37 protein-coding genes are annotated in these 25,458 nt (G+C 35.5%); 2 read left to right on the forward strand and 35 right to left on the reverse strand.

Translation table 11 applies throughout. The features are described from left to right. Positions 1-154 precede the first annotated feature (154 nt). The 35 genes from KAOT1_RS22005 to rpsL all read right to left on the reverse strand — a co-directional run bounded on the left by KAOT1_RS22005 (position 155) and on the right by rpsL (position 20,228). Positions 155-766, reverse strand: coding sequence for a hypothetical protein (locus KAOT1_RS22005; protein WP_157560114.1), 612 nt, complete (start codon positions 764-766; stop codon positions 155-157). Positions 767-789: 23 nt separating this feature from the next. Further along, entirely contained in the window at positions 790-1,902 is a 1,113-nt protein-coding gene (carA, locus tag KAOT1_RS11375; protein ID WP_007094959.1) for a glutamine-hydrolyzing carbamoyl-phosphate synthase small subunit, read from the reverse strand. 40 nt (positions 1,903-1,942) lie between these two features. Further along, the gene (locus KAOT1_RS11380; RefSeq protein ID WP_007094960.1) at positions 1,943-2,761 is read right to left on the reverse strand and encodes an FkbM family methyltransferase; all 819 of its coding nucleotides are present in this window, start codon (positions 2,759-2,761) and stop codon (positions 1,943-1,945) included. A 159-nt stretch (positions 2,762-2,920) separates the two neighbouring features. Further along, a complete protein-coding gene (gene rplQ / locus KAOT1_RS11385; protein WP_007094961.1) occupies positions 2,921-3,394 on the reverse strand; it encodes a 50S ribosomal protein L17 in 474 nt (157 codons plus the stop codon). Positions 3,395-3,454: 60 nt separating this feature from the next. Next, a complete protein-coding gene (locus KAOT1_RS11390) occupies positions 3,455-4,447 on the reverse strand; it encodes a DNA-directed RNA polymerase subunit alpha (RefSeq protein WP_007094962.1) in 993 nt (330 codons plus the stop codon). A gap of 25 nt (positions 4,448-4,472) precedes the next feature. Continuing rightward, positions 4,473-5,078: a 30S ribosomal protein S4 gene (rpsD, locus tag KAOT1_RS11395; protein WP_007094963.1), complete on the reverse strand. Its 606-nt coding sequence runs from the start codon at positions 5,076-5,078 to the stop codon at positions 4,473-4,475. A gap of 82 nt (positions 5,079-5,160) precedes the next feature. After that, positions 5,161-5,550: a 30S ribosomal protein S11 gene (gene rpsK / locus KAOT1_RS11400; RefSeq protein WP_007094964.1), complete on the reverse strand. Its 390-nt coding sequence runs from the start codon at positions 5,548-5,550 to the stop codon at positions 5,161-5,163. Positions 5,551-5,649: 99 nt separating this feature from the next. Continuing rightward, positions 5,650-6,024, reverse strand: coding sequence for a 30S ribosomal protein S13 (gene rpsM, locus KAOT1_RS11405; protein ID WP_007094965.1), 375 nt, complete (start codon positions 6,022-6,024; stop codon positions 5,650-5,652). A 2-nt stretch (positions 6,025-6,026) separates the two neighbouring features. After that, positions 6,027-6,143, reverse strand: a complete 117-nt coding sequence (ykgO, locus tag KAOT1_RS22365) for a type B 50S ribosomal protein L36 (protein WP_007094966.1) — start codon at positions 6,141-6,143, stop codon at positions 6,027-6,029. Between the two features lie 85 nt (positions 6,144-6,228). After that, positions 6,229-6,444, reverse strand: coding sequence for a translation initiation factor IF-1 (gene infA / locus KAOT1_RS11410; RefSeq protein WP_007094967.1), 216 nt, complete (start codon positions 6,442-6,444; stop codon positions 6,229-6,231). Positions 6,445-6,446: 2 nt separating this feature from the next. Next, positions 6,447-7,787, reverse strand: a complete 1,341-nt coding sequence (secY, locus tag KAOT1_RS11415; protein ID WP_007094968.1) for a preprotein translocase subunit SecY — start codon at positions 7,785-7,787, stop codon at positions 6,447-6,449. A 15-nt stretch (positions 7,788-7,802) separates the two neighbouring features. Next, entirely contained in the window at positions 7,803-8,255 is a 453-nt protein-coding gene (rplO, locus tag KAOT1_RS11420; RefSeq protein WP_007094969.1) for a 50S ribosomal protein L15, read from the reverse strand. 15 nt (positions 8,256-8,270) lie between these two features. Beyond that, positions 8,271-8,450: a 50S ribosomal protein L30 gene (gene rpmD / locus KAOT1_RS11425; protein ID WP_007094970.1), complete on the reverse strand. Its 180-nt coding sequence runs from the start codon at positions 8,448-8,450 to the stop codon at positions 8,271-8,273. Positions 8,451-8,462: 12 nt separating this feature from the next. Further along, on the reverse strand, positions 8,463-8,987 hold the full coding sequence (gene rpsE, locus KAOT1_RS11430) for a 30S ribosomal protein S5 (protein WP_007094971.1): 525 nt from the start codon (positions 8,985-8,987) through the stop codon (positions 8,463-8,465). 6 nt (positions 8,988-8,993) lie between these two features. Continuing rightward, positions 8,994-9,347, reverse strand: coding sequence for a 50S ribosomal protein L18 (gene rplR, locus KAOT1_RS11435; RefSeq protein ID WP_007094972.1), 354 nt, complete (start codon positions 9,345-9,347; stop codon positions 8,994-8,996). 9 nt (positions 9,348-9,356) lie between these two features. Next, positions 9,357-9,899 carry a 50S ribosomal protein L6 gene (gene rplF, locus KAOT1_RS11440; RefSeq protein ID WP_007094973.1) on the reverse strand — a complete coding sequence of 181 codons (543 nt, stop codon included), beginning with the start codon at positions 9,897-9,899 and terminating at the stop codon, positions 9,357-9,359. Between the two features lie 18 nt (positions 9,900-9,917). Then, the gene (rpsH, locus tag KAOT1_RS11445) at positions 9,918-10,316 is read right to left on the reverse strand and encodes a 30S ribosomal protein S8 (protein ID WP_007094974.1); all 399 of its coding nucleotides are present in this window, start codon (positions 10,314-10,316) and stop codon (positions 9,918-9,920) included. Between the two features lie 60 nt (positions 10,317-10,376). Continuing rightward, a complete protein-coding gene (gene rpsN / locus KAOT1_RS11450; protein WP_007094975.1) occupies positions 10,377-10,646 on the reverse strand; it encodes a 30S ribosomal protein S14 in 270 nt (89 codons plus the stop codon). Between the two features lie 3 nt (positions 10,647-10,649). After that, positions 10,650-11,201, reverse strand: a complete 552-nt coding sequence (gene rplE / locus KAOT1_RS11455) for a 50S ribosomal protein L5 (protein ID WP_007094976.1) — start codon at positions 11,199-11,201, stop codon at positions 10,650-10,652. 2 nt (positions 11,202-11,203) lie between these two features. Then, positions 11,204-11,515 carry a 50S ribosomal protein L24 gene (gene rplX, locus KAOT1_RS11460; protein WP_007094977.1) on the reverse strand — a complete coding sequence of 104 codons (312 nt, stop codon included), beginning with the start codon at positions 11,513-11,515 and terminating at the stop codon, positions 11,204-11,206. 13 nt (positions 11,516-11,528) lie between these two features. Further along, the gene (gene rplN / locus KAOT1_RS11465; protein WP_007094978.1) at positions 11,529-11,897 is read right to left on the reverse strand and encodes a 50S ribosomal protein L14; all 369 of its coding nucleotides are present in this window, start codon (positions 11,895-11,897) and stop codon (positions 11,529-11,531) included. Between the two features lie 2 nt (positions 11,898-11,899). Beyond that, complete coding sequence (rpsQ, locus tag KAOT1_RS11470) at positions 11,900-12,157, reverse strand: 30S ribosomal protein S17 (RefSeq protein ID WP_007094979.1); 258 nt, start codon at positions 12,155-12,157, stop codon at positions 11,900-11,902. Between the two features lie 18 nt (positions 12,158-12,175). Next, on the reverse strand, positions 12,176-12,367 hold the full coding sequence (rpmC, locus tag KAOT1_RS11475; RefSeq protein WP_007094980.1) for a 50S ribosomal protein L29: 192 nt from the start codon (positions 12,365-12,367) through the stop codon (positions 12,176-12,178). Positions 12,368-12,381: 14 nt separating this feature from the next. After that, the gene (rplP, locus tag KAOT1_RS11480; RefSeq protein ID WP_007094981.1) at positions 12,382-12,801 is read right to left on the reverse strand and encodes a 50S ribosomal protein L16; all 420 of its coding nucleotides are present in this window, start codon (positions 12,799-12,801) and stop codon (positions 12,382-12,384) included. Between the two features lie 20 nt (positions 12,802-12,821). Next, positions 12,822-13,544 (reverse strand): 30S ribosomal protein S3, encoded by a 723-nt coding sequence (gene rpsC / locus KAOT1_RS11485; RefSeq protein WP_007094982.1) that lies wholly within the window; start codon positions 13,542-13,544, stop codon positions 12,822-12,824. 10 nt (positions 13,545-13,554) lie between these two features. After that, positions 13,555-13,962 (reverse strand): 50S ribosomal protein L22, encoded by a 408-nt coding sequence (gene rplV / locus KAOT1_RS11490; protein ID WP_007094983.1) that lies wholly within the window; start codon positions 13,960-13,962, stop codon positions 13,555-13,557. A gap of 9 nt (positions 13,963-13,971) precedes the next feature. Continuing rightward, entirely contained in the window at positions 13,972-14,250 is a 279-nt protein-coding gene (gene rpsS, locus KAOT1_RS11495) for a 30S ribosomal protein S19 (protein WP_007094984.1), read from the reverse strand. A gap of 3 nt (positions 14,251-14,253) precedes the next feature. After that, the gene (gene rplB, locus KAOT1_RS11500; RefSeq protein WP_007094985.1) at positions 14,254-15,078 is read right to left on the reverse strand and encodes a 50S ribosomal protein L2; all 825 of its coding nucleotides are present in this window, start codon (positions 15,076-15,078) and stop codon (positions 14,254-14,256) included. A gap of 13 nt (positions 15,079-15,091) precedes the next feature. Further along, a complete protein-coding gene (gene rplW, locus KAOT1_RS11505; protein WP_007094986.1) occupies positions 15,092-15,382 on the reverse strand; it encodes a 50S ribosomal protein L23 in 291 nt (96 codons plus the stop codon). Between the two features lie 8 nt (positions 15,383-15,390). Next, positions 15,391-16,020, reverse strand: coding sequence for a 50S ribosomal protein L4 (rplD, locus tag KAOT1_RS11510; protein WP_007094987.1), 630 nt, complete (start codon positions 16,018-16,020; stop codon positions 15,391-15,393). After that, entirely contained in the window at positions 16,020-16,637 is a 618-nt protein-coding gene (rplC, locus tag KAOT1_RS11515; RefSeq protein WP_007094988.1) for a 50S ribosomal protein L3, read from the reverse strand. Before rplC ends, rplD begins: the two co-directional genes overlap by 1 nt. Before the next feature lie 249 nt (positions 16,638-16,886). Beyond that, on the reverse strand, positions 16,887-17,192 hold the full coding sequence (rpsJ, locus tag KAOT1_RS11520; RefSeq protein ID WP_007094989.1) for a 30S ribosomal protein S10: 306 nt from the start codon (positions 17,190-17,192) through the stop codon (positions 16,887-16,889). Positions 17,193-17,202: 10 nt separating this feature from the next. After that, positions 17,203-19,335, reverse strand: coding sequence for an elongation factor G (fusA, locus tag KAOT1_RS11525; protein ID WP_007094990.1), 2,133 nt, complete (start codon positions 19,333-19,335; stop codon positions 17,203-17,205). A gap of 18 nt (positions 19,336-19,353) precedes the next feature. Next, on the reverse strand, positions 19,354-19,830 hold the full coding sequence (gene rpsG, locus KAOT1_RS11530; RefSeq protein WP_007094991.1) for a 30S ribosomal protein S7: 477 nt from the start codon (positions 19,828-19,830) through the stop codon (positions 19,354-19,356). Between the two features lie 23 nt (positions 19,831-19,853). Further along, positions 19,854-20,228, reverse strand: coding sequence for a 30S ribosomal protein S12 (rpsL, locus tag KAOT1_RS11535; RefSeq protein WP_007094992.1), 375 nt, complete (start codon positions 20,226-20,228; stop codon positions 19,854-19,856). 222 nt (positions 20,229-20,450) lie between these two features. Between rpsL and KAOT1_RS11540 the strand changes: the two genes are divergently transcribed. Both KAOT1_RS11540 and KAOT1_RS11545 read left to right on the forward strand, forming a co-directional pair. Continuing rightward, positions 20,451-22,097, forward strand: coding sequence for a BamA/TamA family outer membrane protein (locus tag KAOT1_RS11540; protein WP_007094993.1), 1,647 nt, complete (start codon positions 20,451-20,453; stop codon positions 22,095-22,097). 113 nt (positions 22,098-22,210) lie between these two features. Continuing rightward, positions 22,211-25,450 (forward strand): SusC/RagA family TonB-linked outer membrane protein, encoded by a 3,240-nt coding sequence (locus KAOT1_RS11545; protein WP_007094994.1) that lies wholly within the window; start codon positions 22,211-22,213, stop codon positions 25,448-25,450. The last annotated feature ends 8 nt before the right edge of the window (positions 25,451-25,458 follow it).

The raw sequence follows: 25,458 nt of genomic DNA on the forward strand, positions 1-25,458 counted from the left end.
TTTTTGTCTTTTTTCTTTTATTCTTCTAGGCTAATTTACAAAACTCTGTCAAGTTTTATAAGCTTTGCCGTTGGTTTTATGGATATGTTAGCGATGTGCCTTTTTTGGCTATTTTTCTAAAATGCGAAAACGTTTTCCCTGTGAAATAATGCAACTAATTTTTACTGAATAGCACTATATTTTCAGTGGATTTGAATGCGTACGATAGCGATTTGTCCATAAAAGACTTGTCGGCACTATAATTTACTAAAGCGGCTGCATTGGGAACTTTGAGTTTCCATGAACCTGAGTTGGTCAGTTTCCCTGGAATTATCATTGCGACTTGTCCGTATGATTCTGACACATCAATTGCTAGGGTAGCTTTTCCATCATTGGCAGCTTGTTGTGCTTTGTTGAGTGCTTCTTGATCGTTGGCGTTTCCAAGTTGTACCCAAGTATCAGATTTTTTGATGATAGGCTGAATGCTATCGTAGATTACATATTCGTTATTTTCGTTTTTAAAATCATCGATTGTATAGAATTCAGAGATCATTTTGGTAATGCTGTTTCTACAGTCGTTTCTAGTTTCTGCATTTGCTTTGCAGTTTTTGAAATATGCAATCGTAGTAGCTAACATTTGTTCTTTATCTTTAGAAAGATTTGTTGGCTCTACTTTAGTGGTTGCTGTTTCTTTGACCTTTTTTGTAGCATTTTTAGTTGATTTTGCTTCTTCTTCGCAAGAAACTATCAATACGAATGCTGCAATTAGCATACTAATTCTTCTCATTCTTTTTTGTTTTGATTCGATACTTAGACCGTTTTTACTTTTTGAATATTTTCTATGAATTGATCGAATAAGTATTCTCCATCGTGTGGTCCTGGACTTGCTTCTGGATGGTATTGTACCGAAAAACAGTTTTTGTCTTTGATACGAATTCCTGCAACCGTATTGTCATTTAAATGTACGTGTGTGATTTCTACATTTTCATTCGCTTCTGTTTCTTCTCTGTTGATCGCAAAACCGTGATTTTGAGAAGTGATCTCACCTTTTCCTGTGAGTAAGTTTTTTACAGGATGATTGATTCCGCGATGTCCGTTGTGCATTTTGTAGGTAGAGATTCCATTTGCTAGAGCAATTACTTGGTGTCCTAAGCAGATTCCGAATAATGGTAAGTCGCGCGAAATTACTTCTTGCGCAACTTTGATTGCGTCTGCTAATGGTTCTGGATCTCCAGGTCCGTTAGAAAGGAAGAAACCATCAGGATTCCATGCGTTCATTTCTTCAAAAGTTGTGTTGTATGGAAATACTTTGATGCAAGCGTCACGCTTTGCAAGGTTTCGCAAGATATTCTTTTTACATCCAATATCTAAAGCTGCAATTTTGTGTGTTGCGTTTTCATCTCCGTAGATATATGGTTCTTTGGTAGATACTTTTGAAGCCAATTCTAGTCCTGCCATACTAGGCACTTCTGCTAATTTTGCTTTTAAACCATCAATGTCATCAACATCGGTAGATATCACGGCATTCATTGCTCCATTGTCTCTAATATAACTTACCAATGCTCTTGTGTCTACGTCTGAGATTGCAAATAAATTGTTTTTATCTAAGAAGTCTTTTAGCGAACTATTAGCAGCATCTCTAGAGAATTCGTAGCTAAAGTTTTTACAGATTAAGCCCGCAATTTTTACACTATCAGATTCCATTTCGTCTTCTGCTGTTCCGTAGTTTCCAATGTGTACATTTGCAGTCACCATCAGTTGTCCGTAATACGAAGGATCTGTGAATATTTCTTGATATCCAGTCATTCCTGTATTGAAACATACTTCTCCGAAAGCTGTTCCTGGTTGTCCGATTGCTTTTCCATAAAAGATTGTTCCATCTTCAAGAAGTAATAATGCCTTTTGTCGATTTTGGTATTTCATATCTAGCTGTACAATTTAGTTATGTTGTGTTTTTGAGTAATTATTTGTTGTGTTGAATTTTTACTATAGTGTTGTTGTGTACTTTTCCCGTGATTTCGTAACCAAGAGAGAGAATATTTTGTTTGAACCAATCGTTTGATAGAATGTCATTGTGTGATAGTATTTCTAGTATTAGAATTGGTTTGCATCTTTTGATCGTATTGATTGCACCTTTGAGTGCTGGAATTTCAAAACCTTCTAAATCAAGTTGAAGTATTGAAATATTTCTATTTTCAGGAATCATACTATCTAGTGTTTCAATATTGATCGGCACAAATTTACCACTTTTTGAATCAATTATTCTACTTGCGCCACCTAAACGTCTTCCATCTTCTGTTTCAATTTGTAATTGCACTTGCGATTTTTCGGCGCCTAATCCGACTTGAAATAGATTTACGTTTGCTAAATCGTTTATCAGTATTGTTATTTGAGCGCAACGATAGTATTCTTTACTAGGTTCAAATGTCCACACTTGAGCATTTTTAGAAATGTGTTTGGCAATTCCTGGAAGAAAGTCTCCAAAATATGCACCAGCTTGCACGACATCGCCATCGCTACAGTTATCAATAATGTATTGAATGGTTTCTGGTTCGTATACATTTCCTTTTAAGATTTCTTGTACTACTGATTCTTTTTGTGCTGAATACGGTGTACAATATCCGCCATATTTGTTATATGCGATTGTAGCATTTAATGTAAATTCATCTTTAGTTAAAGAAGCGATATGTACAGGTTTGTGAACGTATCCTTTTTTGAGTACTTTTTTCTTTACAAACTTCTTTAGCTTTTTGGGAAATAATGATTTTATAAATTGAATCATTGATTTAGTAATTCGTTTTTATTTAGATTCTCCTTTTCAGGGGAATTAGTTCAGTTTACAGTTTTTAGTTCGTCTTTCAAGCTTCTAAAAACTGAACTTCACAAAAAAAAGGATAAACTAAGAAAGTTTATCCTTTTATATGTAATGAATTGAATATCATTATTCTTCTTCGTTAGAAGCTTTTGTTTCAACAACTGGTGCAGGCGTTGAAGATTTTTTTCCTCCACGTCTACTACGTCTTGTTGATTTCGCTTTTTTCTCAGTGTTGTACGTTTCGTTGTAGTCCACTAATTCGATTAATGCCATTTGCGCATTATCTCCCAAACGATTTCCTAACTTAATGATTCTTGTGTATCCACCTGGTCTGTCAGCAACTTTTACAGCTACATCTCTGAACAACTCAGTTACAGCATATTTGTTTCTAAGCTTACTAAATACTAAACGACGATTGTGAGTCGTATCTTCTTTTGACTTAGTTACTAATGGCTCAACAAATTGTTTTAGTGCTTTCGCTTTTGCAACAGTTGTGTTGATACGTTTATGCTCGATTAAAGAACAAGCCATGTTCGCTAACATTGCTTTTCTATGAGCTGTTTTTCTACCTAAGTGGTTTACTTTTTTTCCGTGTCTCATGACATTTGTTTTTTACCTTTATCTTGCTACAACTCGTTTGAGGAGCAAATTACAAAGGAATTAATCTTTATCTAATTTGTATTTTGATAAGTCCATTCCGAAACTTAACCCTTTAACATTTACTAATTCTTCTAGTTCTGTTAATGATTTTTTACCGAAGTTTCTGAATTTCATTAAGTCGTTTTTGTTGTAAGATACTAAGTCTCCTAATGTATCTACTTCTGCAGCTTTTAAACAGTTTAGTGCTCTTACAGAAAGATCCATGTCTACTAATTTTGTTTTTAGTAGCTGACGCATGTGTAATGATTCTTCATCATACGTTTCTGTTTGTGCAATTTCATCTGCTTCTAAAGTGATACGCTCATCAGAGAATAGCATGAAATGATGAATTAATGTTTTTGCAGCTTCTGTTAACGCTTCTTTAGGGTGAATAGATCCATCAGTAATGATTTCAAAAACTAACTTTTCGTAGTCAGTTTTTTGCTCAACACGATAGTTTTCTATGCTGTATTTTACATTCTTTACAGGTGTATAAATAGAATCTGTAAAGATTGTTCCTAACGGAGCGTTTGATTTTTTATTTTCTTCAGCAGGAACATACCCTCTACCTTTTTCGATAGTAATTTCCATGTTGATATTCACACTAGCATCCATGTTACAGATAACTAAATCTGGATTTAACACTTGGAAACCAGAGATAAATTTTTGGAAATCACCAGCAGTAAGTTGTTCTTTACCTGAAACAGAAATAGATACTGATTCGTTATCAATATCATCTATTTGTCTTTTAAAGCGAACTTGCTTTAAGTTCAAAATAATCTCTGTTACATCTTCTACAACACCAGAAATCGTTGAAAATTCGTGATCTACTTTGTCTATTCGTACAGAAGTAATCGCAAAACCTTCCAATGATGATAGAAGTACTCTTCTTAATGCGTTCCCGATAGTTAGCCCATAACCAGGTTCTAAAGGACGAAATTCAAATTTGCCATCGAACTCAGATGAGTCAATCATGATAACTTTGTCGGGCTTTTGGAAGTTTAATAATGCCATATTAAGAATACTTTCTGATTTATTATTATTTAGAATATAATTCTACGATTAATTGCTCTTTAATATTTTCAGGAATTTGAAGTCTTTCCGGAATAGATACATATGTACCTTCTTTCTTTTCTCCGTTCCATGTGATCCACTCGTATACGTGGCTAGCGTTTGCTAGAGATCTTTCAATTACTTCTAGAGATTTAGATTTCTCTCTTACTCCAACTACATCTCCTGCTTTAAGTGTGTAAGAAGGAATGTTTACTTGTTCTCCGTTTACTGTGATGTGACGGTGAGATACTAATTGTCTTGCACCACTTCTTGTTGGAGAGATTCCCATTCTGAAAACTACGTTATCTAAACGAGATTCACATAATTGTAGTAATACTTCACCAGTAATTCCTTTGCTTCTGTTTGCTCTGTCGAACAAGTTTCTGAACTGACGCTCAAGGATACCGTAAGTATATTTTGCTTTTTGTTTTTCCATCAACTGGATTGCGTATTCAGATTTTTTTCCTCTACGACGATTGTTTCCATGTTGACCTGGAGGATAATTTCTTTTTTCAAAAGATTTATCGTCTCCGAAAATTGCTTCACCAAATTTACGAGCAATTTTAGTTTTTGGACCAGTATATCTTGCCATTTCTAATAGTTGTTATGAGAGTGATTATGAATTAAGGCTGTCCTTCGATAATCGTTAGTCTCTCAATGTGAAAATTAATTTATTATACTCTTCTTCTTTTTGGAGGTCTACATCCATTGTGTGGTAATGGAGTAACGTCGATAATTTCAGTTACTTCAATTCCAGCATTGTGGATTGTTCTGATAGCAGATTCTCTACCGTTTCCAGGACCTTTTACATAAACTTTTACTTTACGCAAACCTGCTTCATGAGCTACTCTTGAAGCATCTTCTGCTGCTGTTTGTGCAGCATAAGGAGTATTCTTTTTAGAACCTCTAAAGCCCATTTTACCAGCAGATGACCAAGAAATCACATCTCCTTTTTTGTTTGTAAGTGAAATAATAATGTTGTTGAAAGATGCTGTTACGTGCGCTTCTCCTACAGACTCTACTATTACTTTACGTTTTTTTGTACTCTTGCTAGACTTTGCCATATTTTCTTTAGTGTTTTGTTGTTCGTTGTTAGTTGTTAGTGATTCTAAAACGGATGCTTTAGGCTAACATCTAACTCCTAATTAACTGACGTCTATTTTTTATTTAGTTGCTTTTTTCTTGTTAGCAACAGTTTTTCTTCTACCTTTTCTTGTTCTAGAGTTGTTCTTAGTTCTTTGACCTCTTAATGGAAGTCCAGATCTGTGACGAATACCTCTGTAACAACCGATATCCATTAAACGTTTGATGTTTAATTGAACTTCAGTACGTAATTCACCTTCAATTGTATAAGTTCCAACTGCTTCACGAATTCTTCCGATTTCGTCATCAGTCCAATCAGATACTTTAGTGTCTTCACTTACTTTTGCAGTAGCCAATACTTCTTTAGCTCTGCTTCTACCTACTCCAAAGATGTATGTTAATGCGATAACACCTCTTTTGTGTTTTGGAATGTCTACTCCTGCGATTCTTGCCATAACTATCCTTGTCTTTGTTTAAATCTAGGATTCTTTTTATTGATTACGTATAATCTCCCCTTACGACGCACAATTTTGCACTCGGGACTTCTCTTTTTTATTGATGCTCTTACTTTCATGAGTTTATTAATTTAATGATTGAAAATTAAAAGATTTTTTCTCTACGAGTTATTGAATCTTTCAATTCTTGAATCATTTAATAGATTAATATCTATAAGTAATTCTTGCTTTTGTTAAATCATACGGACTCATTTCTAGTTTCACCTTATCACCAGGTAATAATTTGATATAATGCATACGCATTTTTCCAGAAATGTGAGCCGTTACGATGTGACCATTTTCTAATTCTACACGGAACATTGCATTTGATAATGCTTCTATGATTGTTCCATCTTGTTCTATTGCAGCTTGTTTAGCCATAATTATGCAACTACTTTACGATTTTTACCAGTTTTCATTAAACCATCATAATGTCTATTCAACAAGTATGAGTTTATTTGTTGCATGGTATCTATGGCAACTCCTACCATAATCAGCAACGATGTTCCTCCAAAGAATAATGCCCAACCTTGTTGAATTCCTAAGATATTCCCAACTATTGCAGGGAATACTGCGATCAATGCTAAAAAGATTGATCCAGGTAAGGTAATTTGTGACATTATTTTGTCTAAGTATTCTCCAGTTTCTCCGCCAGGGCGAATTCCCGGGATGAATCCTCCACTTCTTTTCAGATCATCTGCCATTTTATTAGTAGGCACTGTGATGGCTGTGTAGAAGTATGTAAATATGATGATTAGCAATGCGAATAGCACGTTATACCATAATCCAAATACGTTAGAGAAGTTTGTTTTCATCCAAAGTCCTACTGTAGACTCTGTACCTAAACCTTCTCCAATAGCTGTTGGAACAAACATCAATGCTTGTGCAAAAATGATTGGCATTACACCCGATGCATTTAGTTTTAATGGAATAAATTGTCTCGCTCCAAAAAGATTTTTTTCATATCCGCCAGTAGCAGTTCTTCTAGCGTATTGTACTGGTATTTGGCGAACTGCCATTACCAACATAACACTTGCTAGGATGATTGCTAACCAGATTACGATTTCGATAAGAATTAACATTGGTTTTCCTGCGTTTGCAGCAAATTCTTGCACAAATGCTTGTGGCATGTATGCGATAATTCCAACCATAATTAGTAATGATATACCGTTACCGATACCTTTGTCTGTAATTTTTTCTCCAAGCCACATTGCAAAGATTGTTCCTGTGACTAAGATGATAACAGATGGAATGATAAAGTCTAATCCTCTCCCTATTGTAAATGCTTCAGGCGGAACTCCTAGTTGTCCTAATCCCCATAAATAGAAAGGTGCTTGCACCAAACAGATAAGGATTGTTAACCAACGCGTGATTTGCGTGATTTTTTTACGACCACTTTCTCCTTCTTTTTGAAGTTTTTGTAGGTAAGGAATTGCGATTCCCATCAACTGAACTACAATAGAAGCAGATATATATGGCATAATTCCTAGTGCAAATACAGAAGCCTTAGCGAAAGCTCCTCCAGTAAACATATTTAAAAGACCACCAAGTCCATTATCAAAATTACCGGCAAACTCAGCGCCAAGTTTTGTATAGTCCATACCTGGAAGACTCACTTGTGCACCAAAACGATACACTAAAAGAAGCCCTAGCGTCACTAAAACTTTATTTTTTAGTTCTTCTATGTTCCAGATATTTTTTATTGTGTCTATAAAATTTTTCATGCTTCTATGTAGAAATTATAAAGTTACTGCTTCTCCTCCTGCTGCTTCGATAGCTGCTTTAGCTGAAGCTGTGAATTTGTGCGCTGTAACTTTTAATTTTGATTTTAGTTCTCCTCTACCAAGGATTTTTACTAAATCATTTTTTCTAGCTACTCTATTAGCTACTAATATTTGTAAATCAACAGTATCTGTGATTTTACCTTCATCGACTAATTCCTGAAGTCTATCAAGGTTTACGCCTTGATATTCTTTACGGTTAATGTTTGTGAAACCAAACTTAGGAACACGTCTTTGCAAAGGCATTTGACCACCTTCAAATCCAATTTTCTTTGAATAACCTGAGCGAGACTTTGCTCCTTTGTGACCACGTGTTGCCGTACCACCTTTTCCAGAACCTTGTCCTCTACCAACTCTTTTGTTATTACTTTGAACTGAACCTTCAGCTGGTTTTAAGTTACTTAAATCCATAACTAATTGTTATTTTTAAGCTTCTTCAACAGAAACTAAATGTTTAACTTTATTTACCATTCCAAGGATGTTTGGTGTAGCATCATGTTCTACAACCTGACCGATCTTTTTAAGACCTAGCGCTTCTAGTGTTCTCTTTTGATCTTGAGGACGACTAATTTTGCTTCTTACTTGTGTTACTTTAATTTTTGCCATTTTATCCTTGATTTATCCTTTAAATACTTTTTCTAAAGAAATTCCTCTTTGTTTTGCAACCATACCAGCATCTCTTAATTGTAATAAAGCATCAAAAGTTGCTTTTACTACGTTATGTGGGTTAGAAGATCCTTGAGATTTAGATAATACATTGTGAACTCCTACAGCTTCTAATACTGCACGTACAGCTCCACCTGCGATAACTCCAGTACCCGAAGATGCTGGTTGAATGTATACTCTAGCTCCTCCGTATTTACCTTTTTGCTCATGTGGTAATGTACCGTTTTGTAAAGGAATACGAACTAGGTTTTTCTTGGCATCTTCAATTGCTTTTGCAATTGCTGTAGCTACGTCTTTAGATTTTCCTAAACCGTGTCCTACAACACCATTTTCATCTCCAACAACTACTATAGCTGAGAATCCGAATGCTCTACCACCTTTAGTTACTTTCGTTACACGTTGTACTCCTACCAAACGATCCTTTAATTCTAGTCCACCTGGCTTTACTAATTCTGCGTTTTTGTATTTCTGATACATAGTTTCTTAGAATTTAAGTCCTCCTTCTCTAGCACCTTCTGCTAATGATTTTACTCTCCCGTGGTATAAGTATCCACCTCTATCAAATGAAATTGTTTCAATTCCTGCTTTAAGAGCTTTTTCAGCGATTGACTTCCCTACTAAGGTAGCAACTTCTGATTTTGTTCCTTCAGCTTTGATATCTTTATCTCTTGATGAAGCGGCAACTAATGTTTTACCATCTACATCATTGATAATTTGAGCATAAATTTCTTTATTACTTCTAAAAACAGCTAATCGTGGTCTAGCTTCTGTACCGCCAACGATTTTTCTAATTCTGTTTTTGATTCTTTGTCTTCTTTCAGTCTTTGATAATCCCATAATTAATTATTAAGCTGATTTACCTGCTTTTCTTCTTAATACTTCTCCAACGAATTTAACTCCTTTTCCTTTGTAAGGTTCTGGTTTACGGAACGCACGGATTTTAGCCGCTACTTGCCCTACCAATTGCTTATCGTGTGAAGTTAATTTTATAATTGGGTTTTTTCCTTTTTCAGATACTGTTTCGACTTTCACTTCAGAAGCTAAGTCCATTACAATATTGTGAGAAAATCCTAAAGCTAGTTCTAGTCTTTGTCCTTGGTTACTTGCTCTGTATCCAACACCAACTAATTCCAACTCTTTTGTAAACCCTTTAGAGACACCTTCAACCATATTGTTAAGTAATGCTCTATATAGACCGTGTTTTGCTCTATGATCTTTGCTTTCAGATGGACGTTCTAGTACTAATTGACCTTCTTCTTCTTTAACAGTGATACCGTCAATTTGCTGTGTCAATTCTCCTAGTTTACCTTTTACGGTTACTTGACCTTCTTTTATATCTACAGTAACTCCCGCTGGGATGCTTACTGGGTTTTTACCTATTCTTGACATTTCCGTTAGTCTTTTTAATTAGTAAACGTAACATAAAACTTCTCCACCAACATTTTCACGTTGAGCTTGCTTTCCTGTCATTACTCCGTGAGAAGTAGATACGATTGCAATTCCCAATCCGTTTAATACTCTTGGAAGTTCGTTAGCTCCAGCATACTGACGTAAACCTGGCGTACTGATTCTTTGAATTTTCTTAATTACAGGCTCTTTTGTCATCTTATCGTATTTCAAAGCGATTTTGATGCTTCCTTGAACTGTTGTATCTTCGAACTTATAACTTAAAATATATCCTTGATCGAATAAGATCTTGGTAATTTCTTTTTTAAGTTTAGAAGCTGGAATTTCAACAACTCTGTGTCCTGCTCTACTAGCGTTTCTAACTCTAGTTAAATAATCCGCTATAGGATCTGTATACATATTTATGAATTTGCGGTTTTGGTTTTCGATAGTTATCGAACCTGAAACCAATTTATAATTTTACCAACTTGCTTTTTTAACACCAGGAATTAATCCTTTGTTAGCCATTTCTCTGAACATTACACGAGAAATACCGAATTGACGCATATACCCTTTTGGTCTTCCTGTAAGTTTACAACGATTGTGCATACGTACTGGAGAAGCATTTTTTGGCAACTTTTGTAATGCTTCGTAATCTCCAGCTTCTTTTAAAGCTTTTCTTTTCTCAGCATATTTAGCAACCATTTTTGCTCTTTTTACCTCACGGGCTTTCATTGATTCTTTAGCCATACTTTAGTTCTTTTTAAAAGGTAAACCTAATTCAGTTAATAATGATTTAGCTTCTTTATCTGTCGATGCAGAAGTTACAAATGTAATATCCATTCCAGCAATTCTGTTTACTTTATCGATATTTATTTCTGGAAAGATAATTTGCTCAGTAATACCTAAGTTGTAATTACCTCTTCCATCAAACCCATTTGCTTTGATTCCATTAAAATCTCTTACACGTGGTAATGCTGAAGTCGTTAATCTATCAAGGAACTCGTACATTTTTTCTCCTCTTAACGTAACTTTTACACCAATTGGCATTCCTTTACGTAATTTGAAAGTTGCAACGTCCTTTTTAGATATCGTAGCAATGGCTTTTTGCCCAGTAATTTTACCAAACTCCTCAATAGCGTGGTCAATTAATTTCTTATCAGCTACTGCACCACCAACTCCTCTACTTAAAACTATTTTTTCAAGCTTTGGAACTTGCATTACGTTATTGTAACTGAATTCTTCTGTAAGTGCTTGGATAACTCTCTCCTTGTACTCTTTTTTTAATCTTGGAATATAAGCCATAACTATAATACTTCATTAGATTTTTTAGAAAACCTTACTTTCTTACCATCTTCCATTCTATATCCTACTCTTGTTGTTTCTCCTTTTGAAGTCAACAAAGATAAGTTAGATATTTGGATAGGCGCTTCTTTTTGAACGATTCCTCCTTGAGGGTTTTGAGCACTAGGCTTTTGATGCTTAGATACCATATTTACACCTTCAACAATCGCTTTGTTCTTTTCACGAAGTACAGTAAGTACTTTACCTTCAGATCCTTTATGATCTCCGGCAATTACACGTACTGTATCTCCTGATTTTATCTTTAGTTTTGTCATCTTACACAATGTATTAAAGCACCTCTGGTGCTAATGATACAATTTTCATGAATTGCTTATCACGAAGTTCTCTGGCAACTGGTCCGAATACACGAGTTCCTCTCATTTCCCCTGTTGGGTTTAAAAGAACACACGCATTATCGTCGAATCTGATATAAGATCCATCTGGCCTTCTTACTTCTTTCTTAGTACGTACAACAACTGCTGTAGAAACTTGTCCTTTCTTAACACTTCCATTAGGAGTTGCATCCTTTACAGTGACAACAATTTTATCTCCTACAGAAGCATAACGTCTTTTCGTTCCTCCTAATACACGGATCGTTAAAACTTCTTTAGCTCCCGTGTTATCTGCTACTTTTAATCTTGATTCTTGTTGTACCATAATTATTTAGCTCTTTCAATGATTTCAACTAATCTCCAACATTTGGTTTTACTTAATGGACGTGTTTCCATTATTTTGACAGTATCACCAATGTTACAATCGTTCTTTTCGTCGTGTGCAACATATTTCTTTGTTTTTAACACGAACTTTCCGTACATAGGGTGCTTTACTCTTTTTACTTCAGAAACCACGATTGATTTCGTCATTTTATTGCTAGTAACAACACCTATTCTCTCTTTTCTTAAATTTCTTTTTTCCATCTGTCAGTAGAATTCAATTTATTGTAATTCTCTTTTAGTTAGTTCGGTAGCTACTCTCGCAACTGTTCTTCTTACCGAACGCAACTGAATTGGATTATCTAAAGGAGAGATAGCATGCGCTACTTTTAAGTCTGAGTAATTCTTTTTTAACTCCTTTAGTTTTTCTTGTAACTCAGCTACAGATAATTCTTTAATTTCTGATTGTTTCATAACTTATTTAAAAATTAAGCTTCGAAATCTCGAGCTACAATAAACTTAGTTTTAACTGGTAATTTTTGAGCAGCAAGACGTAATGCCTCTTTAGCAACATGCATAGGCACACCACCTACTTCAAAAATTATTCTTCCAGGTTTTACAACAGCTGCCCAATATTCTGGAGCACCTTTACCTTTACCCATACGTACCTCAAGTGGCTTTTTTGTAATTGGCTTGTCTGGAAAAACCTTGATCCATAATTGACCTTCTCTTTTCATGAAACGAGTTGCCGCTACACGGGCTGCTTCAATTTGACGAGATGTCAAGAAATTTGCATCTAATGATTTGATACCAAACATACCGTTAGAAAGCAAGTGACCTCTACCAGAGTTCCCTTTCATACGCCCTTTCTGTACTTTACGATATTTTGTTCTTTTTGGCTGTAACATTTTTCTTTTACTTTAAAAAATTACTTTCTACGACGAGATTTTCCTTTTCCTCCTGAATTATTACCACCTTTTCCTGACTGTTTTTTAGTCATTCCAACTAATGGAGATAATTCTCTTTTTCCGTAAACCTCACCTTTCATTACCCATACTTTCACTCCTAATCTACCGTAAGTAGTGTGAGCTTCATGTAGTGCATAATCGATATCTGCTCTGAAAGTTGATAAAGGAATACGACCATCTTTATAAGATTCTGATCGTGCCATTTCTGCTCCGTTTAAACGTCCAGAAATTTGCACTTTGATACCTTCTGCATTCATACGCATTGCAGCAGCAATAGCCATTTTGATAGCTCTTCTATACGAAATTCTGTTTTCGATTTGACGAGCAATACTAGCTGCAACTAAGTTTGCATCAAGTTCAGGTCTCTTAATTTCAAAGATATTGATCTGTACCTCTTTACCTGTAATCTTTTTAAGCTCTTCTTTTAACTTGTCTACCTCTTGACCTCCTTTACCAATAATTATACCAGGACGCGCCGTAGTGATAGTAACGGTTACAAGTTTAAGTGTGCGCTCAATGATTACTCTAGAAACACTAGCTTTAGATAAACGAGCATGGATATACTTTCTGATTTTATCGTCTTCAGCAAGTTTATCTCCATAGTCATTACCTCCGTACCAGTTAGATTCCCATCCTCTGATGATACCAAGGCGATTTCCGATTGGATTTGTCTTTTGTCCCATACTTCCTATCTTAACTTTGTGTATTATTATTAGCTCCTAAAACCAATGTAACATGGTTGGAACGTTTTCTGATTCTGTGTGCACGACCTTGAGGTGCTGGACGAAGTCTTTTTAACATACTTCCACCATCTACTCGGATCTCTTTTACAAATAATTCAGCTTCTTCAACGCTTGCATCTTCGTTTTTAGCTTGCCAGTTTGCAATTGCAGACAATAACAATTTTTCTAAACGACGTGATGCTTCTTTTTGACTGAATTTTAATATATGAAGCGCTATTTCTACTTTCTTACCTCTTACTAAATCTGCTACTAAACGCATTTTTCTAGGCGAAGTAGGGCAGTTATTCAACTTTGCAAAGGCCATGCTTTTCTTAGCCTCTTTGATTTGCTCTGCTCTTTCTCTTTTACGAACTCCCATAGCTTCTTATTATTTTTTTCCTTTATTTTTCGCACCAGCGTGACCTCTAAACGATCTTGTTGGTGAAAATTCTCCTAATTTATGTCCTACCATGTTTTCTGTAACATATACAGGAACAAACTGACGACCGTTATGAACAGCGATAGTCTGACCAACGAAATCTGGAGTAATCATAGATGCTCTTGACCAAGTTTTGATCACAGCTTTCTTTCCTGACTCAATATTTTGTTGCACTTTTTTATCTAAACTATAGTGAACGTAAGGTCCTTTTTTTAATGATCTAGCCATGTCTTATTTCTTTCTACGTTCTATGATATATTTATTACTCGCTTTCGTCTTAGATCTTGTACGGTATCCTTTAGCTGGAATTCCGTTTCTTGATCTTGGATGTCCTCCAGAAGATTTACCTTCTCCACCTCCCATTGGGTGATCGACAGGGTTCATTACTACTGGTCTCGTTCTTGGTCTTCTACCTAACCATCTACCTCTACCTGCTTTACCAGATACTAACAATTGGTGATCTGAATTTGAGATAGCTCCAATTGTCGCTAAACAATTTGCCATCACCATTCTTGTTTCACCAGAAGGCAATTTGATCGTAGCATATTTACCATCACGAGCCATCAACTGAGCAAAAGCACCAGCACTACGAGCCATAACAGCTCCTTGACCTGGACGTAATTCTACACAAGAAATAATAGTTCCTAGAGGAATGTTGCTTAAAGGCATTGTGTTTCCAATTTCTGGCGCCACTTTTTCTCCTGAAACAACAGACTGACCTACTTTTAAACCATTTTGAGCAATGATGTAACGCTTTTCACCATCAGTGTATTGAACTAATGCAATAAAAGCGGTTCTATTTGGATCATACTCAATAGTTTTCACTTCCGCAGAAATGTCTTTTCTATCTCTTTTGAAATCAATTATACGGTATCTTTTCTTATGACCACCTCCGATGTAACGCATGGTCATTTTACCTTGATTGTTTCTACCACCAGATCTCTTTTTCGGTGCGAGCAAGCTCTTTTCCGGCTTATCAGTAGTGATGGCATCGAATCCATTGACTACTCTAAAACGCTGAGCTGGTGTAATTGGTTTTAATTTTCTTACTGACATTTTTTGTCTTTACTTATATATTGCTATAAAAATCAATAATATCTCCTTCCGCTACATCAACGATTGCTTTTTTCGTCGCATTCGTTTTACCATGCTGGATTCCAGTTTTGGTGTAACGTGTTTTTCTATCAGGTCCGTAATTCATAGTACGAACTTTCTCTACAGAAACCCCATAAGTAGCCTCTATAGTTTTCTTAATCTCTACTTTGTTAGCTTTTACATTTACTAAGAAAGTGTAACGATTATTTAATTCACTATCAGCAGTAGCTTTTTCAGTTACAACTGGCTTAATTAAGATGCTCATTTGGTTCCTTATTTACTTAAATTTGACTCAATTCCTTCTAATGCACCTTCAAAAACAACTATGCTATTTGCATTAACTATTTTATAAGTACTTAATTCTGAGCTAGTTAAAACCTCAGAGGTTTTCAAATTACGTGACGACAAATATACATTATTATTTGAATCACCCAACACAAATAGCGATTTTTTACTATCTAACCCTAAAGCTTTCAATACATTGATGAAATTTTTAGTCTTAGGAGCGTCAAAATCAAAGTCTTCAATTACGATGATTGACTCGCTTTTTGCCTTTAATGTAAGAGCTGATTTTCTAGCCAATCTCTTTACATTTTTGTTTAACTTCTGAGCATAACTTCTTGGTCTTGGACCAAAAACTCTACCTCCACCTTTGAATAAAGGGTTTTTTATACTACCTGCTCTCGCTGTACCTGTACCTTTTTGTTTTTTAATTTTACGAGTACTTCCAGCGATTTCAGCTCTTTCTTTAGCCTTATGCGTTCCTTGTCTTTGATTTGCAAGATATTGCTTCACATCTAAGTAAACTGCATGATCATTAGGCTCAATAGCAAAAACAGCATCAGAAAGGTTTGCCTTTCTACCTGTTTCTTTTCCGTTTATGTCTAAAACTGCTACTTCCATTACTTCTGAACGATTACATAAGCGTTTTTATGCCCAGGAACACATCCTTTGACAACTAATAAGTTCTTCTCAGGAACAACTTTTAAAACTCTTAAATTTTGAACTTTCACTTTTTCTCCACCCATTCTTCCCGCCATGCGCATTCCTTTGAATACACGTGCTGGATATGATGCAGCTCCAATAGAACCTGGTGCTCTCAAACGGTTGTGTTGACCGTGTGTTGCTTGTCCAACTCCTCCGAATCCATGACGTTTTACAACACCTTGAAAACCTTTACCTTTTGAAGTTCCAGCAACATCAACGAATTCACCTTCTTCAAAGTGCTCCACTGTAATACTGTCTCCTAATTTGTATTCTTCTTCAAATCCTTGGAATTCAACAACTTTGTATTTAGGCGAAGTACCTGCTTTTTTAAAGTGACCATTAGCCGCTTTTGAAGCACGTTTTTCTGCCTTGTCATCGAAACCAAGTTGAAGAGCTTCATACCCGTCAACCTCATTGGTTCTGACTTGGGTAACGACACACGGACCTGCTTCGATAACTGTACATGGAATGTTTTTTCCATTCTCGTCAAAGATGCTAGTCATGCCGATTTTTTTTCCGATTAACCCAGACATAATTTGATTTTAGATTTTGAATTTTGGATTTTTAGGCTCAGTTGTTTTCCAAACCTAACACCATTATCCGTTATTATTTAATTACTATTTAAAAAAATTCAGAGCGAAAATACGCTTCGCTCTGAATTGTATTTTTACCGTTTTTCCTTTGCACGCAGCTCCGGACATGTTTACTTTCCACGCATGTGGAAAACTTTATTGTTTGATCTTCTTAGTTTGATGAGATTCCCGCCTGCGCGGGAATGGAAATTAAACTTTAATTTCCACCTCAACACCACTTGGCAATTCAAGCTTCATAAGCGCATCAATTGTCTTTGAAGAAGAACTATAGATATCTAATAGTCTCTTGTAAGAACTTAATTGAAATTGCTCTCTAGATTTCTTGTTTACGTGTGGAGAACGCAATACAGTAAAGATTTTCTTGTGCGTAGGTAATGGAATTGGTCCAGTTACAACAGCACCCGTAGTTTTTACTGTTTTTACGATTTTTTCAGCTGACTTATCAACTAAGTTATGATCGTATGATTTTAATTTGATTCTAATTTTTTGACTCATTTTCTTAGTTTTAAGCAGTTACACCTTTAGATTTAGCAATTACTTCTTCAGAAATGTTAGAAGGAGTTTCTGCATAATGAGAGAATTCCATTGTTGAAGTTGCTCTACCAGATGATAATGTTCTTAATGAAGTTACATAACCGAACATTTCTGATAATGGAACAGTTGCTTTTACAACTTTAGATCCAGCCCTATCAGACATGTCAGATACTTGTCCACGACGACGGTTTAAGTCACCTACAATATCTCCCATGTTTTCTTCTGGAGTTAATACTTCTAATTTCATGATCGGCTCAAGGATTACCGCTCCAGCCGCTTTTGCTGCTGATTTGTATCCTAATTTTGCTGCCAATTCGAATGATAATGCATCAGAATCCACAGGGTGGAAAGATCCGTCTTTTAAAACAATCTTCATAGAATCCATTTCGAAACCAGCTAAAGGTCCATTCAACATTGCTGTTTTGAATCCTTTTTCTACAGATGGAATGAATTCTTTTGGAATACGTCCACCTTTAATTTCATCAACGAATTGCAATCCAACACCTTCAAAATCTTCATCAACTGGACTCATTTCAAATACGATATCACCGAATTTACCACGTCCACCAGATTGTTTTTTATATGTTTCTCTGTGTTCTGCTAATCTTGTTAATGCTTCTTTGTACTCTACTTGTGGCTCACCTTGATTTACTTCAACCTTAAACTCACGTCTTAAACGGTCTACAATAATATCTAAGTGAAGCTCTCCCATTCCTGAGATCACTGTTTGCCCAGAAGCTTCATCAGTTTTTACTGTGAATGTTGGATCTTCTTCAGCTAATTTCGCTAAAGCGATTCCCAATTTATCAACATCCGCTTTAGTTTTAGGCTCTACCGCAATACCAATTACTGGATCAGGGAAGTCCATAGACTCTAAAACGATTGGATTTTTTTCATCAGAAAGTGTATCTCCTGTTTTGATACTTTTAAATCCTACTGCTGCACCAATATCTCCAGCTTCGATAAAATCGATAGCATTTTGCTTATTAGAGTGCATTTGGTAGATACGAGAGATACGCTCTTTTTTACCTGAACGGTTATTTAATACGTAAGAACCTGCATCTAATCTTCCTGAGTATGCACGGAAGAATGCTAAACGCCCTACGAAAGGATCTGTAGCAATTTTAAATGCTAATGCCGCGAAAGGATCTTTAGCATCTGGCTTACGAGTAATCTCCTCTCCTGTTTCAGGATTTGTACCAACGATATCATCTTTATCAATTGGTGAAGGCAAGTAACGACATACTGCATCTAACAAGAACTGAACTCCTTTGTTTTTGAATGCAGAACCACAAATCATAGGTATGATTGCCATGTCCATTACAGCAGCTCTTAATGCAGCGTGAATTTCATCTTCAGTGATAGAGTTTTCATCTTCCATGAATTTCTCTAACAAGTTTTCATCATACGTTGCTACTTCTTCAATTAAGTGTGCACGTGCTTCTGCTGCTTCTGCTTTTAATTCTTCTGGAATGTCAATTACGTCAAACGTAGAACCTTGTGTTTCATCATGCCAAACGATAGCACGGTTTTTCACTAAGTCAACAATCCCTTTAAAGTCCATTTCCTCTCCGATTGGCAATACAATTTGAACAGCATTTGAACCTAACATTTCTTTCACTTGCGTACATACGTTAGCGAAGTTAGATCCCTGACGGTCCATTTTGTTTACAAATCCGATTCTTGGAACTTTGTAGTTATCTGCAAGTCTCCAGTTAGTTTCAGATTGTGGCTCAACACCATCAACTGCACTAAATAAGAAGACTAATCCATCTAATACACGTAATGAACGGTTTACCTCTACTGTAAAGTCAACGTGACCTGGAGTATCGATAATATTGAAGTGATATCCTTTAGCATCTGCAGTTGGTTTCCCGTTTTCAGTTGGGAATTGCCATGTACATGTTGTAGCAGCCGACGTAATTGTAATACCACGTTCTTGCTCTTGCTCCATCCAGTCCATTGTTGCAGCACCATCGTGCACTTCTCCAATTTTGTGACTTACACCTGTATAGTATAAGATACGCTCTGTTGTAGTTGTTTTACCAGCATCAATATGAGCAGCGATACCGATATTTCTAGTATATTTTAAATCTCTAGCCATTTCTATAGTTGTGTGTGATTAAAATCTAAAATGTGAGAATGCTTTATTCGCTTCAGCCATCTTATGAGTATCAACTCTTTTCTTAACTGCCGCACCTTCTTCTTTTGCAGCTGCTAATACCTCAGAAGCTAATTTTAAAGCCATTGATTTCTCATTTCTTTTACGAGAATAGCTAATTAACCACTTCATCGCCATAGATACTTTTCTATCTGGTCTAATTTGCATTGGAATTTGGAATGTAGCTCCACCTACTCTACGTGAGCGAACTTCTACGTGTGGCATTACATTAGATAATGCGTCTTTCCATAATTCTAAAGCTGTTTTTTCGTCGTCTGTTTTCTTTGAATCTACAATATCCATTGCGTCATAGAAAATCTTGAATGCTACAGACTTTTTACCATCCCACATTAAGTTGTTTACAAAACGTGTTACTAATTGATCGTTAAATCTTGGATCTGGTAAAAGAGGTCTTTTTTTCGCCTTTCTTTTTCTCATGTCTTTACATTAAAAGTTTTTAATTACTTCTTTGGGCGTTTTGCACCGTACTTAGATCTACGTTGTGTTCTTCCTTCTACACCTGCGGTGTCTAAAGCTCCACGAACGATATGATATCTAACTCCTGGTAAATCTTTTACCCTTCCACCTCTAACTAATACTATCGAGTGCTCTTGTAGATTGTGTCCTTCCCCTGGAATGTAAGCATTCACTTCATTACCATTTGTTAAACGAACTCTGGCAACTTTACGCATTGCTGAATTCGGTTTTTTTGGTGTTGTCGTGTATACACGCGTACAAACTCCACGTCGCTGAGGACAAGAATCTAAAGCAGCCGATTTACTCTTCTTAGTTATTTTGGCTCTTCCTTTTCTTACTAATTGTGAAATTGTTGGCATCTATTATTAAATATATTTTGATGTTAAAACCCTCTTTAGAGGGCGGCAAAGGTAAGTATTATTTCTTATTATTCAAATCTTAACGACTTAATTTTCAATAAGATTAATTTTTTCAAGCATTCACACATAGTATTTCCTGTTTTTTTGCGTTATTTTGAGCAATGATCGGATTCACTTTTTAGCTTGAAAAAATCAACAACACATATTTCAATTATACTTTTTATGCTTTTTTGTTTTTCGTTTGCGTGCAGTCAAACTTTACAAATAAGCGGAAGCACTTCTGATGAACAGGAAATTATTGATGCGACCAATTATAAGAAATCGCACGAAAATATAAAATCTATTGTAGATGAACTGACTGCTTTACAAAAAGCTTTTTTTAACATAGGATATTTTGATGCGTCTTATTCCAAGCTTGAGAAAGTAAATGACAGTATTTACCAAAGCACATTCAGCCTTAATAGAAAATATACCTCTTTAAAGATTACATATAATAGTGACGATTTAGACGCAAGTCTCCTCAACGCATTCAATTTAGAATATACCGATACACATTTTAAGATTACTCCCGAAAACCTTACACCTTTTCTAGAAGCTATTGTAGAAAATTTTCAGAATACCGGAAATCCGTTTGCAGAAGTACAACTTCAAAATATTAAAAAGAGAGACGACATTATTTTAGCCGATTTGAATATTAAAATTACAGAAAAGCGTCGTTTGGATAAAATTATTATTAAAGGATACGAGAAGTTTCCGAAGTCATACACAAAACATTATTTGCGGTTGACCTCAAAAATTTTCAATAAGGAAGAAATTACAAAACAAACCAAGCGCATTGACCAATTACCTTTTGCTCGCCAAATTAAAGATCCGGAATTGTTGTTCACAAAAGATTCTACTACCTTATATATATACATTGAAAAGGTAAAGAGTAATTTTTTTGATGGTTTTATTGGATTTAATTCTAATGAAGATACTGGAAACTTAAAATTGAATGGTTATCTCGATTTGAAATTGACCAATAATTTGAATGCTGGCGAACAGTTTAATCTTCTTTGGAAGAATGATGGAAATAAACAAACTAAGTTTTTAGCCGATTTGAAGATTCCGTATGTTTTCAATTCTCCGCTAGGAATTAATGCTGGCTTGGACATTTTTAAGCGCGATTCACTTTTTACAATTATTAACACAAAGTTTAAGACTTTTTACCAGATTAATCAAAACAACCAAGTTCATGTTGGCATACAACAAATAGAGTCAAATAATCTTTTGGATGATAACACAAATACCGCCATTGACGATTACAAAAGTTTTTTTACTACTGCTGGCTATACTTTTTCAAAAAGAAATTCTAATTACAGTATTTTTCCAGACAAAGTAATTGTAAGTCTAGAAGGTCAGTTAGGAACTCGAAAAAATAATGCAGAAAAAAACCAACAGACAAAATTTTCGTTTACAGGAAATTATTTATGGGAATTAAATAATCGAAATTTTATTTATATCAACAACACATCTGAAGCTTTAATTTCCGATGCGTATTTGACCAACGAGAAGTTTCGCCTTGGAGGAATTCAATCCATTAGAGGATTTAATGAAAATAGTTTAGAAGCGACACTTTACAGTACTGTAAATACAGAATACAGGTATATTCTTTCTCGAAATTCGTACGTACACTCTATTATAGATTTTACTTATTTGCAAGACGATTTAACACAAACCGATGTGAAATTATATGGCTTTGGCTTTGGACTTGGAATTCGGTCAAAATCAGGGCTTTTAAAAATTAATTACGCTGTTGGAAAAACCAACAACTCAGCTATTAAACTATCTGAATCTAAGGTTCATATAAGCTTATCTACTTCTTTTTAACAGTAATTGTAACGCTACTTTTCTTGTAACCTAGTGACTTTTTTCCTTAAAAAAATAGGAATATTAACATATTATTATGATTTTTGGGATAGCTAATTCAAATAATTAACACAATGAGAACAAAGTTTAATGGAATGTTAACGCTTTTGCTGGCGTTAATGGTGCAGCTTGCGCTCGCACAAGAAAAAACAGTCAAAGGTACTGTTTCCGACGAATCTGGAATACCGCTTCCCGCAGCCAGTGTAGTCGTTAAAGAAACTAACACAGGGACATCTACTGATTTTGATGGAAACTACTCTATCAAAGTAAATCAAGGACAAACTCTTGTATTTAGTTATGTTGGGTATAAGAATAAAGAAGTAACTGTTGGTGCTTCAAGCACAATTAATGCTTCTTTAGAACCTGACAACCAATTAGAGGAAGTAATTATTACTGCACAGGGTATTAAAAAGGAAAAGAAAGCCTTAGGTTACGCTGTAACTACTGTAGAAAGTGAAGACTTAGAACAGAAAGCAGATACGGATATCGGTAAGATATTACGTGGTAAAGCTTCTGGTGTAAGAATTACTGGTTCTGGAGGAGTTTCTGGTAGTGGTTCTAACATCATCATTAGAGGACAGTCTTCTATTACTGGTGGAAACCAACCTTTATTTATTGTAGATGGCGTACCATTTGATGGATCTTCAGGTGGAGCAAACCAATCTGCGAGTTCAGGTGCTTTCCAGTCTGGTAACGTGAGCAGTAGATTTGCCGACATCGATCCAAATAACATCGAAAGCGTAAGTATCTTAAAAGGTTTAAGTGCAACAGCTTTATATGGTGGTGAAGGACGTAATGGTGTAATCTTAATTACAACGAAAACAGGAAAAGATGCTAACAAGAAAATGGAAGTAACTGTAAACCAGTCAATTTTCTTTAACAGTATTATTTTACCAGACTACCAAGATACTTGGGGTAATGGTTTCCAAAATGTATACGGAGCTTTCTTCAGTAACTGGGGAGCACGTTTTGATAGTCAAGCTACGATTGACAATGCATTCAGAACGTCACTTTTAAACAACTTTGGTGTTGAACCATCAACATTATTCCCAGGAAGAACTGATTTAGATGCTCAAAATGTAACGTACAGACCTTACGATAGCCAGAAAGAGTTTTTCAAAACTGGAACAATCGCGAGTACTTCTGTTAATGTTGCAGGTTCTTTTTCAGACAAAGGAAGTTTCAACGCTTCTTACGCACATGTAGACGATCAATCATTCGTTCCTAACAACAGCTTACGTAGAGATAACTTCTCTGTTGGTGGAACGTATAAAATGTCAAATAAATTTACATTATCTGGTAAAATTAGTTTGGCAAAAACAGATATTAGAAGTCCATTTACAGATGCTTCTACAGGTAGTGACGTAACATCATCTACTGCTGGTACTGGAGGTATTGCTTCTATATGGAATGTACTTTACTTACCACGAAGTGTTGACATCACTTTACCTAACCAACACCCAATTACAGGAGAAAGCATTTGGTATAGAGGTGGTAATGACCGTACAAACCCAGCTTGGGCTGCAAATAACACACAAGATAAAAACAGTACCGATCGTGTATTTACAAACTTTGTAGCTTCTTATGAAGCAGCAGATTGGATGACATTAAGCTACCGTTTAGGTATTGACAGTCAAAATACAAGATCAAGACGTGTGATTAACAAAGGTTCTAATGATGGTTTACATCCAAATGGATATTTACAAACTACTTCTGAAAGATTCACTATTTGGGATCAGTCTTTATTGATTTCTTTAGACAAAGAACTTTCTGAAGATTTTGCTGTTCAGGCAACTATTGGAGCTACAACAAAGCGTCAAGTTTTTGAACGTGACGGATCTGAAAGTAGAGACCAAATCATTTATGGATTATGGAATCACTTAAACTTTAGCAACTCTAGTACAATTATTGAAGGGACTGTTTTTGCTGATAACAATCAAACATACCAAACATTCAGTGAGCAAAACAACGTTGCCGCTTATGTTTCTGGTACATTGTCGTACAAAAACTACTTATACTTAAATACATCTTTAAGAAACGAATGGAATTCAACATTAGAGCAAGAGAATAGATCACAATTCTCTCCTGGTGTGAGTTTATCATTTATCCCAACATCTGCTTTTGAAGGATTACGTTCTACAAACGGATTAAACTTCTTAAAGCTTAGAGCTGGTTACGGTACTTCTCCAGGTTTCCCTGGTCCTTACACAACAAGAGGAGTTATTTCTTTAGTACCAAACATTTTCCAAACTGCTGGAGGAAACTCTACAACAACAACAAGTATTCCTAACTTCTTACCAAATCCAGACTTAAAGCCTGAGCTTTCTAAAGAGTTTGAAGTTGGTCTTGAAGCAAGATTCTTAGACAACAGAGTCGGATTTGACTTTACATACTATAACAGAGATACAGAAGATCAAATTATCCAAAGACCTTTAGCTCCTGAAACAGGATACACAAGTACATTTACCAACATTGGTAATGTAATTAATGAAGGTTTTGAAATTGCTTTTGATGTTACTCCAATTAGAACAGAAGATTTTGAACTCAAATTTTCTGGTAGCTTTACTCAAAACGAAAGCTCTGTTAAAGGATTAGATGATGGAGAGCAAATACAATATGGAGGTATCTTCTCTACTACTCAAAATGCCGCTATTAACGATCAGCCATTAGGTGTTATTGTTGGTGGACAGATTTTAAGAGATGAAGACGGAAACAGACTTGTAGGAGAAGATGGATATTGGCTTCAAGACCCTAACAATGGTATTATTGGAGATCCAAACCCAGATTGGTTTACAACTGTAAATACTGGAATTACTTGGAAAAACTGGTCTGTAAACATGCAATGGGAATACCAACAAGGTGGAGATATTTACGCAACTACAGTTGGTGCCTTAATAGGTAGAGGACTTGTTGAAGATACTGATTTTGACAGAACACAAAGTATTGTATTGCCTGGTGTTCGCCAAGCTACAGGACAGCCAAACGATATTCAATTAACTGCTACAGAAGCATACTTTAACAATATTGGTTTCGGTATTGATGAAGCATTAATTTACGATGCTACACACTTAAGATTAAGAGAAGCTTCGATCAGCTACAGACTTCCAAAGAAATGGTTAGATAAAACTCCTTTTGGAAACATTTCATTTACTCTTTCTGGACAAAACCTGTTTGTAAAAGCATTTAATACTCCAGACAGTGTAAACTACGATCCTGAATTAAACAGTTTAGGTGTTGGTAACTCTCAAGGATTTGACTACTTAACTTCTTGGAACTCTAGAAGATACGGTATGAGCGTAAAAGTAACTTTCTAAAAAAATTA

The organism is Kordia algicida OT-1 (assembly GCF_000154725.1).
GTDB lineage: Bacteria > Bacteroidota > Bacteroidia > Flavobacteriales > Flavobacteriaceae > Kordia > Kordia algicida.

Excerpts from the sequence above, each read along its gene's own strand:
- KAOT1_RS22005 (WP_157560114.1), bottom strand. The coding sequence starts at position 766 with ATGAGAAGAATTAGTATGCTAATTGCAGCATTCGTATTGATAGTTTCT.
- carA (WP_007094959.1), bottom strand. The coding sequence starts at position 1,902 with ATGAAATACCAAAATCGACAAAAGGCATTATTACTTCTTGAAGATGGA.
- KAOT1_RS11380 (WP_007094960.1), bottom strand. The coding sequence starts at position 2,761 with ATGATTCAATTTATAAAATCATTATTTCCCAAAAAGCTAAAGAAGTTT.
- rplQ (WP_007094961.1), bottom strand. The coding sequence starts at position 3,394 with ATGAGACACGGAAAAAAAGTAAACCACTTAGGTAGAAAAACAGCTCAT.
- KAOT1_RS11390 (WP_007094962.1), bottom strand. The coding sequence starts at position 4,447 with ATGGCATTATTAAACTTCCAAAAGCCCGACAAAGTTATCATGATTGAC.
- rpsD (WP_007094963.1), bottom strand. The coding sequence starts at position 5,078 with ATGGCAAGATATACTGGTCCAAAAACTAAAATTGCTCGTAAATTTGGT.
- rpsK (WP_007094964.1), bottom strand. The coding sequence starts at position 5,550 with ATGGCAAAGTCTAGCAAGAGTACAAAAAAACGTAAAGTAATAGTAGAG.
- rpsM (WP_007094965.1), bottom strand. The coding sequence starts at position 6,024 with ATGGCAAGAATCGCAGGAGTAGACATTCCAAAACACAAAAGAGGTGTT.
- ykgO (WP_007094966.1), bottom strand. The coding sequence starts at position 6,143 with ATGAAAGTAAGAGCATCAATAAAAAAGAGAAGTCCCGAGTGCAAAATT.
- infA (WP_007094967.1), bottom strand. The coding sequence starts at position 6,444 with ATGGCTAAACAAGCTGCAATAGAACAAGATGGAACAATCATAGAAGCA.
- secY (WP_007094968.1), bottom strand. The coding sequence starts at position 7,787 with ATGAAAAATTTTATAGACACAATAAAAAATATCTGGAACATAGAAGAA.
- rplO (WP_007094969.1), bottom strand. The coding sequence starts at position 8,255 with ATGGATTTAAGTAACTTAAAACCAGCTGAAGGTTCAGTTCAAAGTAAT.
- rpmD (WP_007094970.1), bottom strand. The coding sequence starts at position 8,450 with ATGGCAAAAATTAAAGTAACACAAGTAAGAAGCAAAATTAGTCGTCCT.
- rpsE (WP_007094971.1), bottom strand. The coding sequence starts at position 8,987 with ATGTATCAGAAATACAAAAACGCAGAATTAGTAAAGCCAGGTGGACTA.
- rplR (WP_007094972.1), bottom strand. The coding sequence starts at position 9,347 with ATGGGATTATCAAAGACTGAAAGAAGACAAAGAATCAAAAACAGAATT.
- rplF (WP_007094973.1), bottom strand. The coding sequence starts at position 9,899 with ATGTCAAGAATAGGTAAAAACCCAGTAAGCATCCCAGCGGGAGTTACT.
- rpsH (WP_007094974.1), bottom strand. The coding sequence starts at position 10,316 with ATGTATACAGATCCTATAGCGGATTATTTAACTAGAGTTAGAAACGCT.
- rpsN (WP_007094975.1), bottom strand. The coding sequence starts at position 10,646 with ATGGCTAAAGAATCAATGAAAGCCCGTGAGGTAAAAAGAGCAAAAATG.
- rplE (WP_007094976.1), bottom strand. The coding sequence starts at position 11,201 with ATGGCTTATATTCCAAGATTAAAAAAAGAGTACAAGGAGAGAGTTATC.
- rplX (WP_007094977.1), bottom strand. The coding sequence starts at position 11,515 with ATGACAAAACTAAAGATAAAATCAGGAGATACAGTACGTGTAATTGCC.
- rplN (WP_007094978.1), bottom strand. The coding sequence starts at position 11,897 with ATGGTACAACAAGAATCAAGATTAAAAGTAGCAGATAACACGGGAGCT.
- rpsQ (WP_007094979.1), bottom strand. The coding sequence starts at position 12,157 with ATGGAAAAAAGAAATTTAAGAAAAGAGAGAATAGGTGTTGTTACTAGC.
- rpmC (WP_007094980.1), bottom strand. The coding sequence starts at position 12,367 with ATGAAACAATCAGAAATTAAAGAATTATCTGTAGCTGAGTTACAAGAA.
- rplP (WP_007094981.1), bottom strand. The coding sequence starts at position 12,801 with ATGTTACAGCCAAAAAGAACAAAATATCGTAAAGTACAGAAAGGGCGT.
- rpsC (WP_007094982.1), bottom strand. The coding sequence starts at position 13,544 with ATGGGACAAAAGACAAATCCAATCGGAAATCGCCTTGGTATCATCAGA.
- rplV (WP_007094983.1), bottom strand. The coding sequence starts at position 13,962 with ATGGGAGTTCGTAAAAGAGAAAGAGCAGAGCAAATCAAAGAGGCTAAG.
- rpsS (WP_007094984.1), bottom strand. The coding sequence starts at position 14,250 with ATGGCTAGATCATTAAAAAAAGGACCTTACGTTCACTATAGTTTAGAT.
- rplB (WP_007094985.1), bottom strand. The coding sequence starts at position 15,078 with ATGTCAGTAAGAAAATTAAAACCAATTACACCAGCTCAGCGTTTTAGA.
- rplW (WP_007094986.1), bottom strand. The coding sequence starts at position 15,382 with ATGAGCATCTTAATTAAGCCAGTTGTAACTGAAAAAGCTACTGCTGAT.
- rplD (WP_007094987.1), bottom strand. The coding sequence starts at position 16,020 with ATGGAAGTAGCAGTTTTAGACATAAACGGAAAAGAAACAGGTAGAAAG.
- rplC (WP_007094988.1), bottom strand. The coding sequence starts at position 16,637 with ATGTCTGGGTTAATCGGAAAAAAAATCGGCATGACTAGCATCTTTGAC.
- rpsJ (WP_007094989.1), bottom strand. The coding sequence starts at position 17,192 with ATGAGTCAAAAAATTAGAATCAAATTAAAATCATACGATCATAACTTA.
- fusA (WP_007094990.1), bottom strand. The coding sequence starts at position 19,335 with ATGGCTAGAGATTTAAAATATACTAGAAATATCGGTATCGCTGCTCAT.
- rpsG (WP_007094991.1), bottom strand. The coding sequence starts at position 19,830 with ATGAGAAAAAGAAAGGCGAAAAAAAGACCTCTTTTACCAGATCCAAGA.
- rpsL (WP_007094992.1), bottom strand. The coding sequence starts at position 20,228 with ATGCCAACAATTTCACAATTAGTAAGAAAAGGAAGAGCCAAAATAACT.
- KAOT1_RS11540 (WP_007094993.1), top strand. The coding sequence starts at position 20,451 with ATGCTTTTTTGTTTTTCGTTTGCGTGCAGTCAAACTTTACAAATAAGC.
- KAOT1_RS11545 (WP_007094994.1), top strand. The coding sequence starts at position 22,211 with ATGAGAACAAAGTTTAATGGAATGTTAACGCTTTTGCTGGCGTTAATG.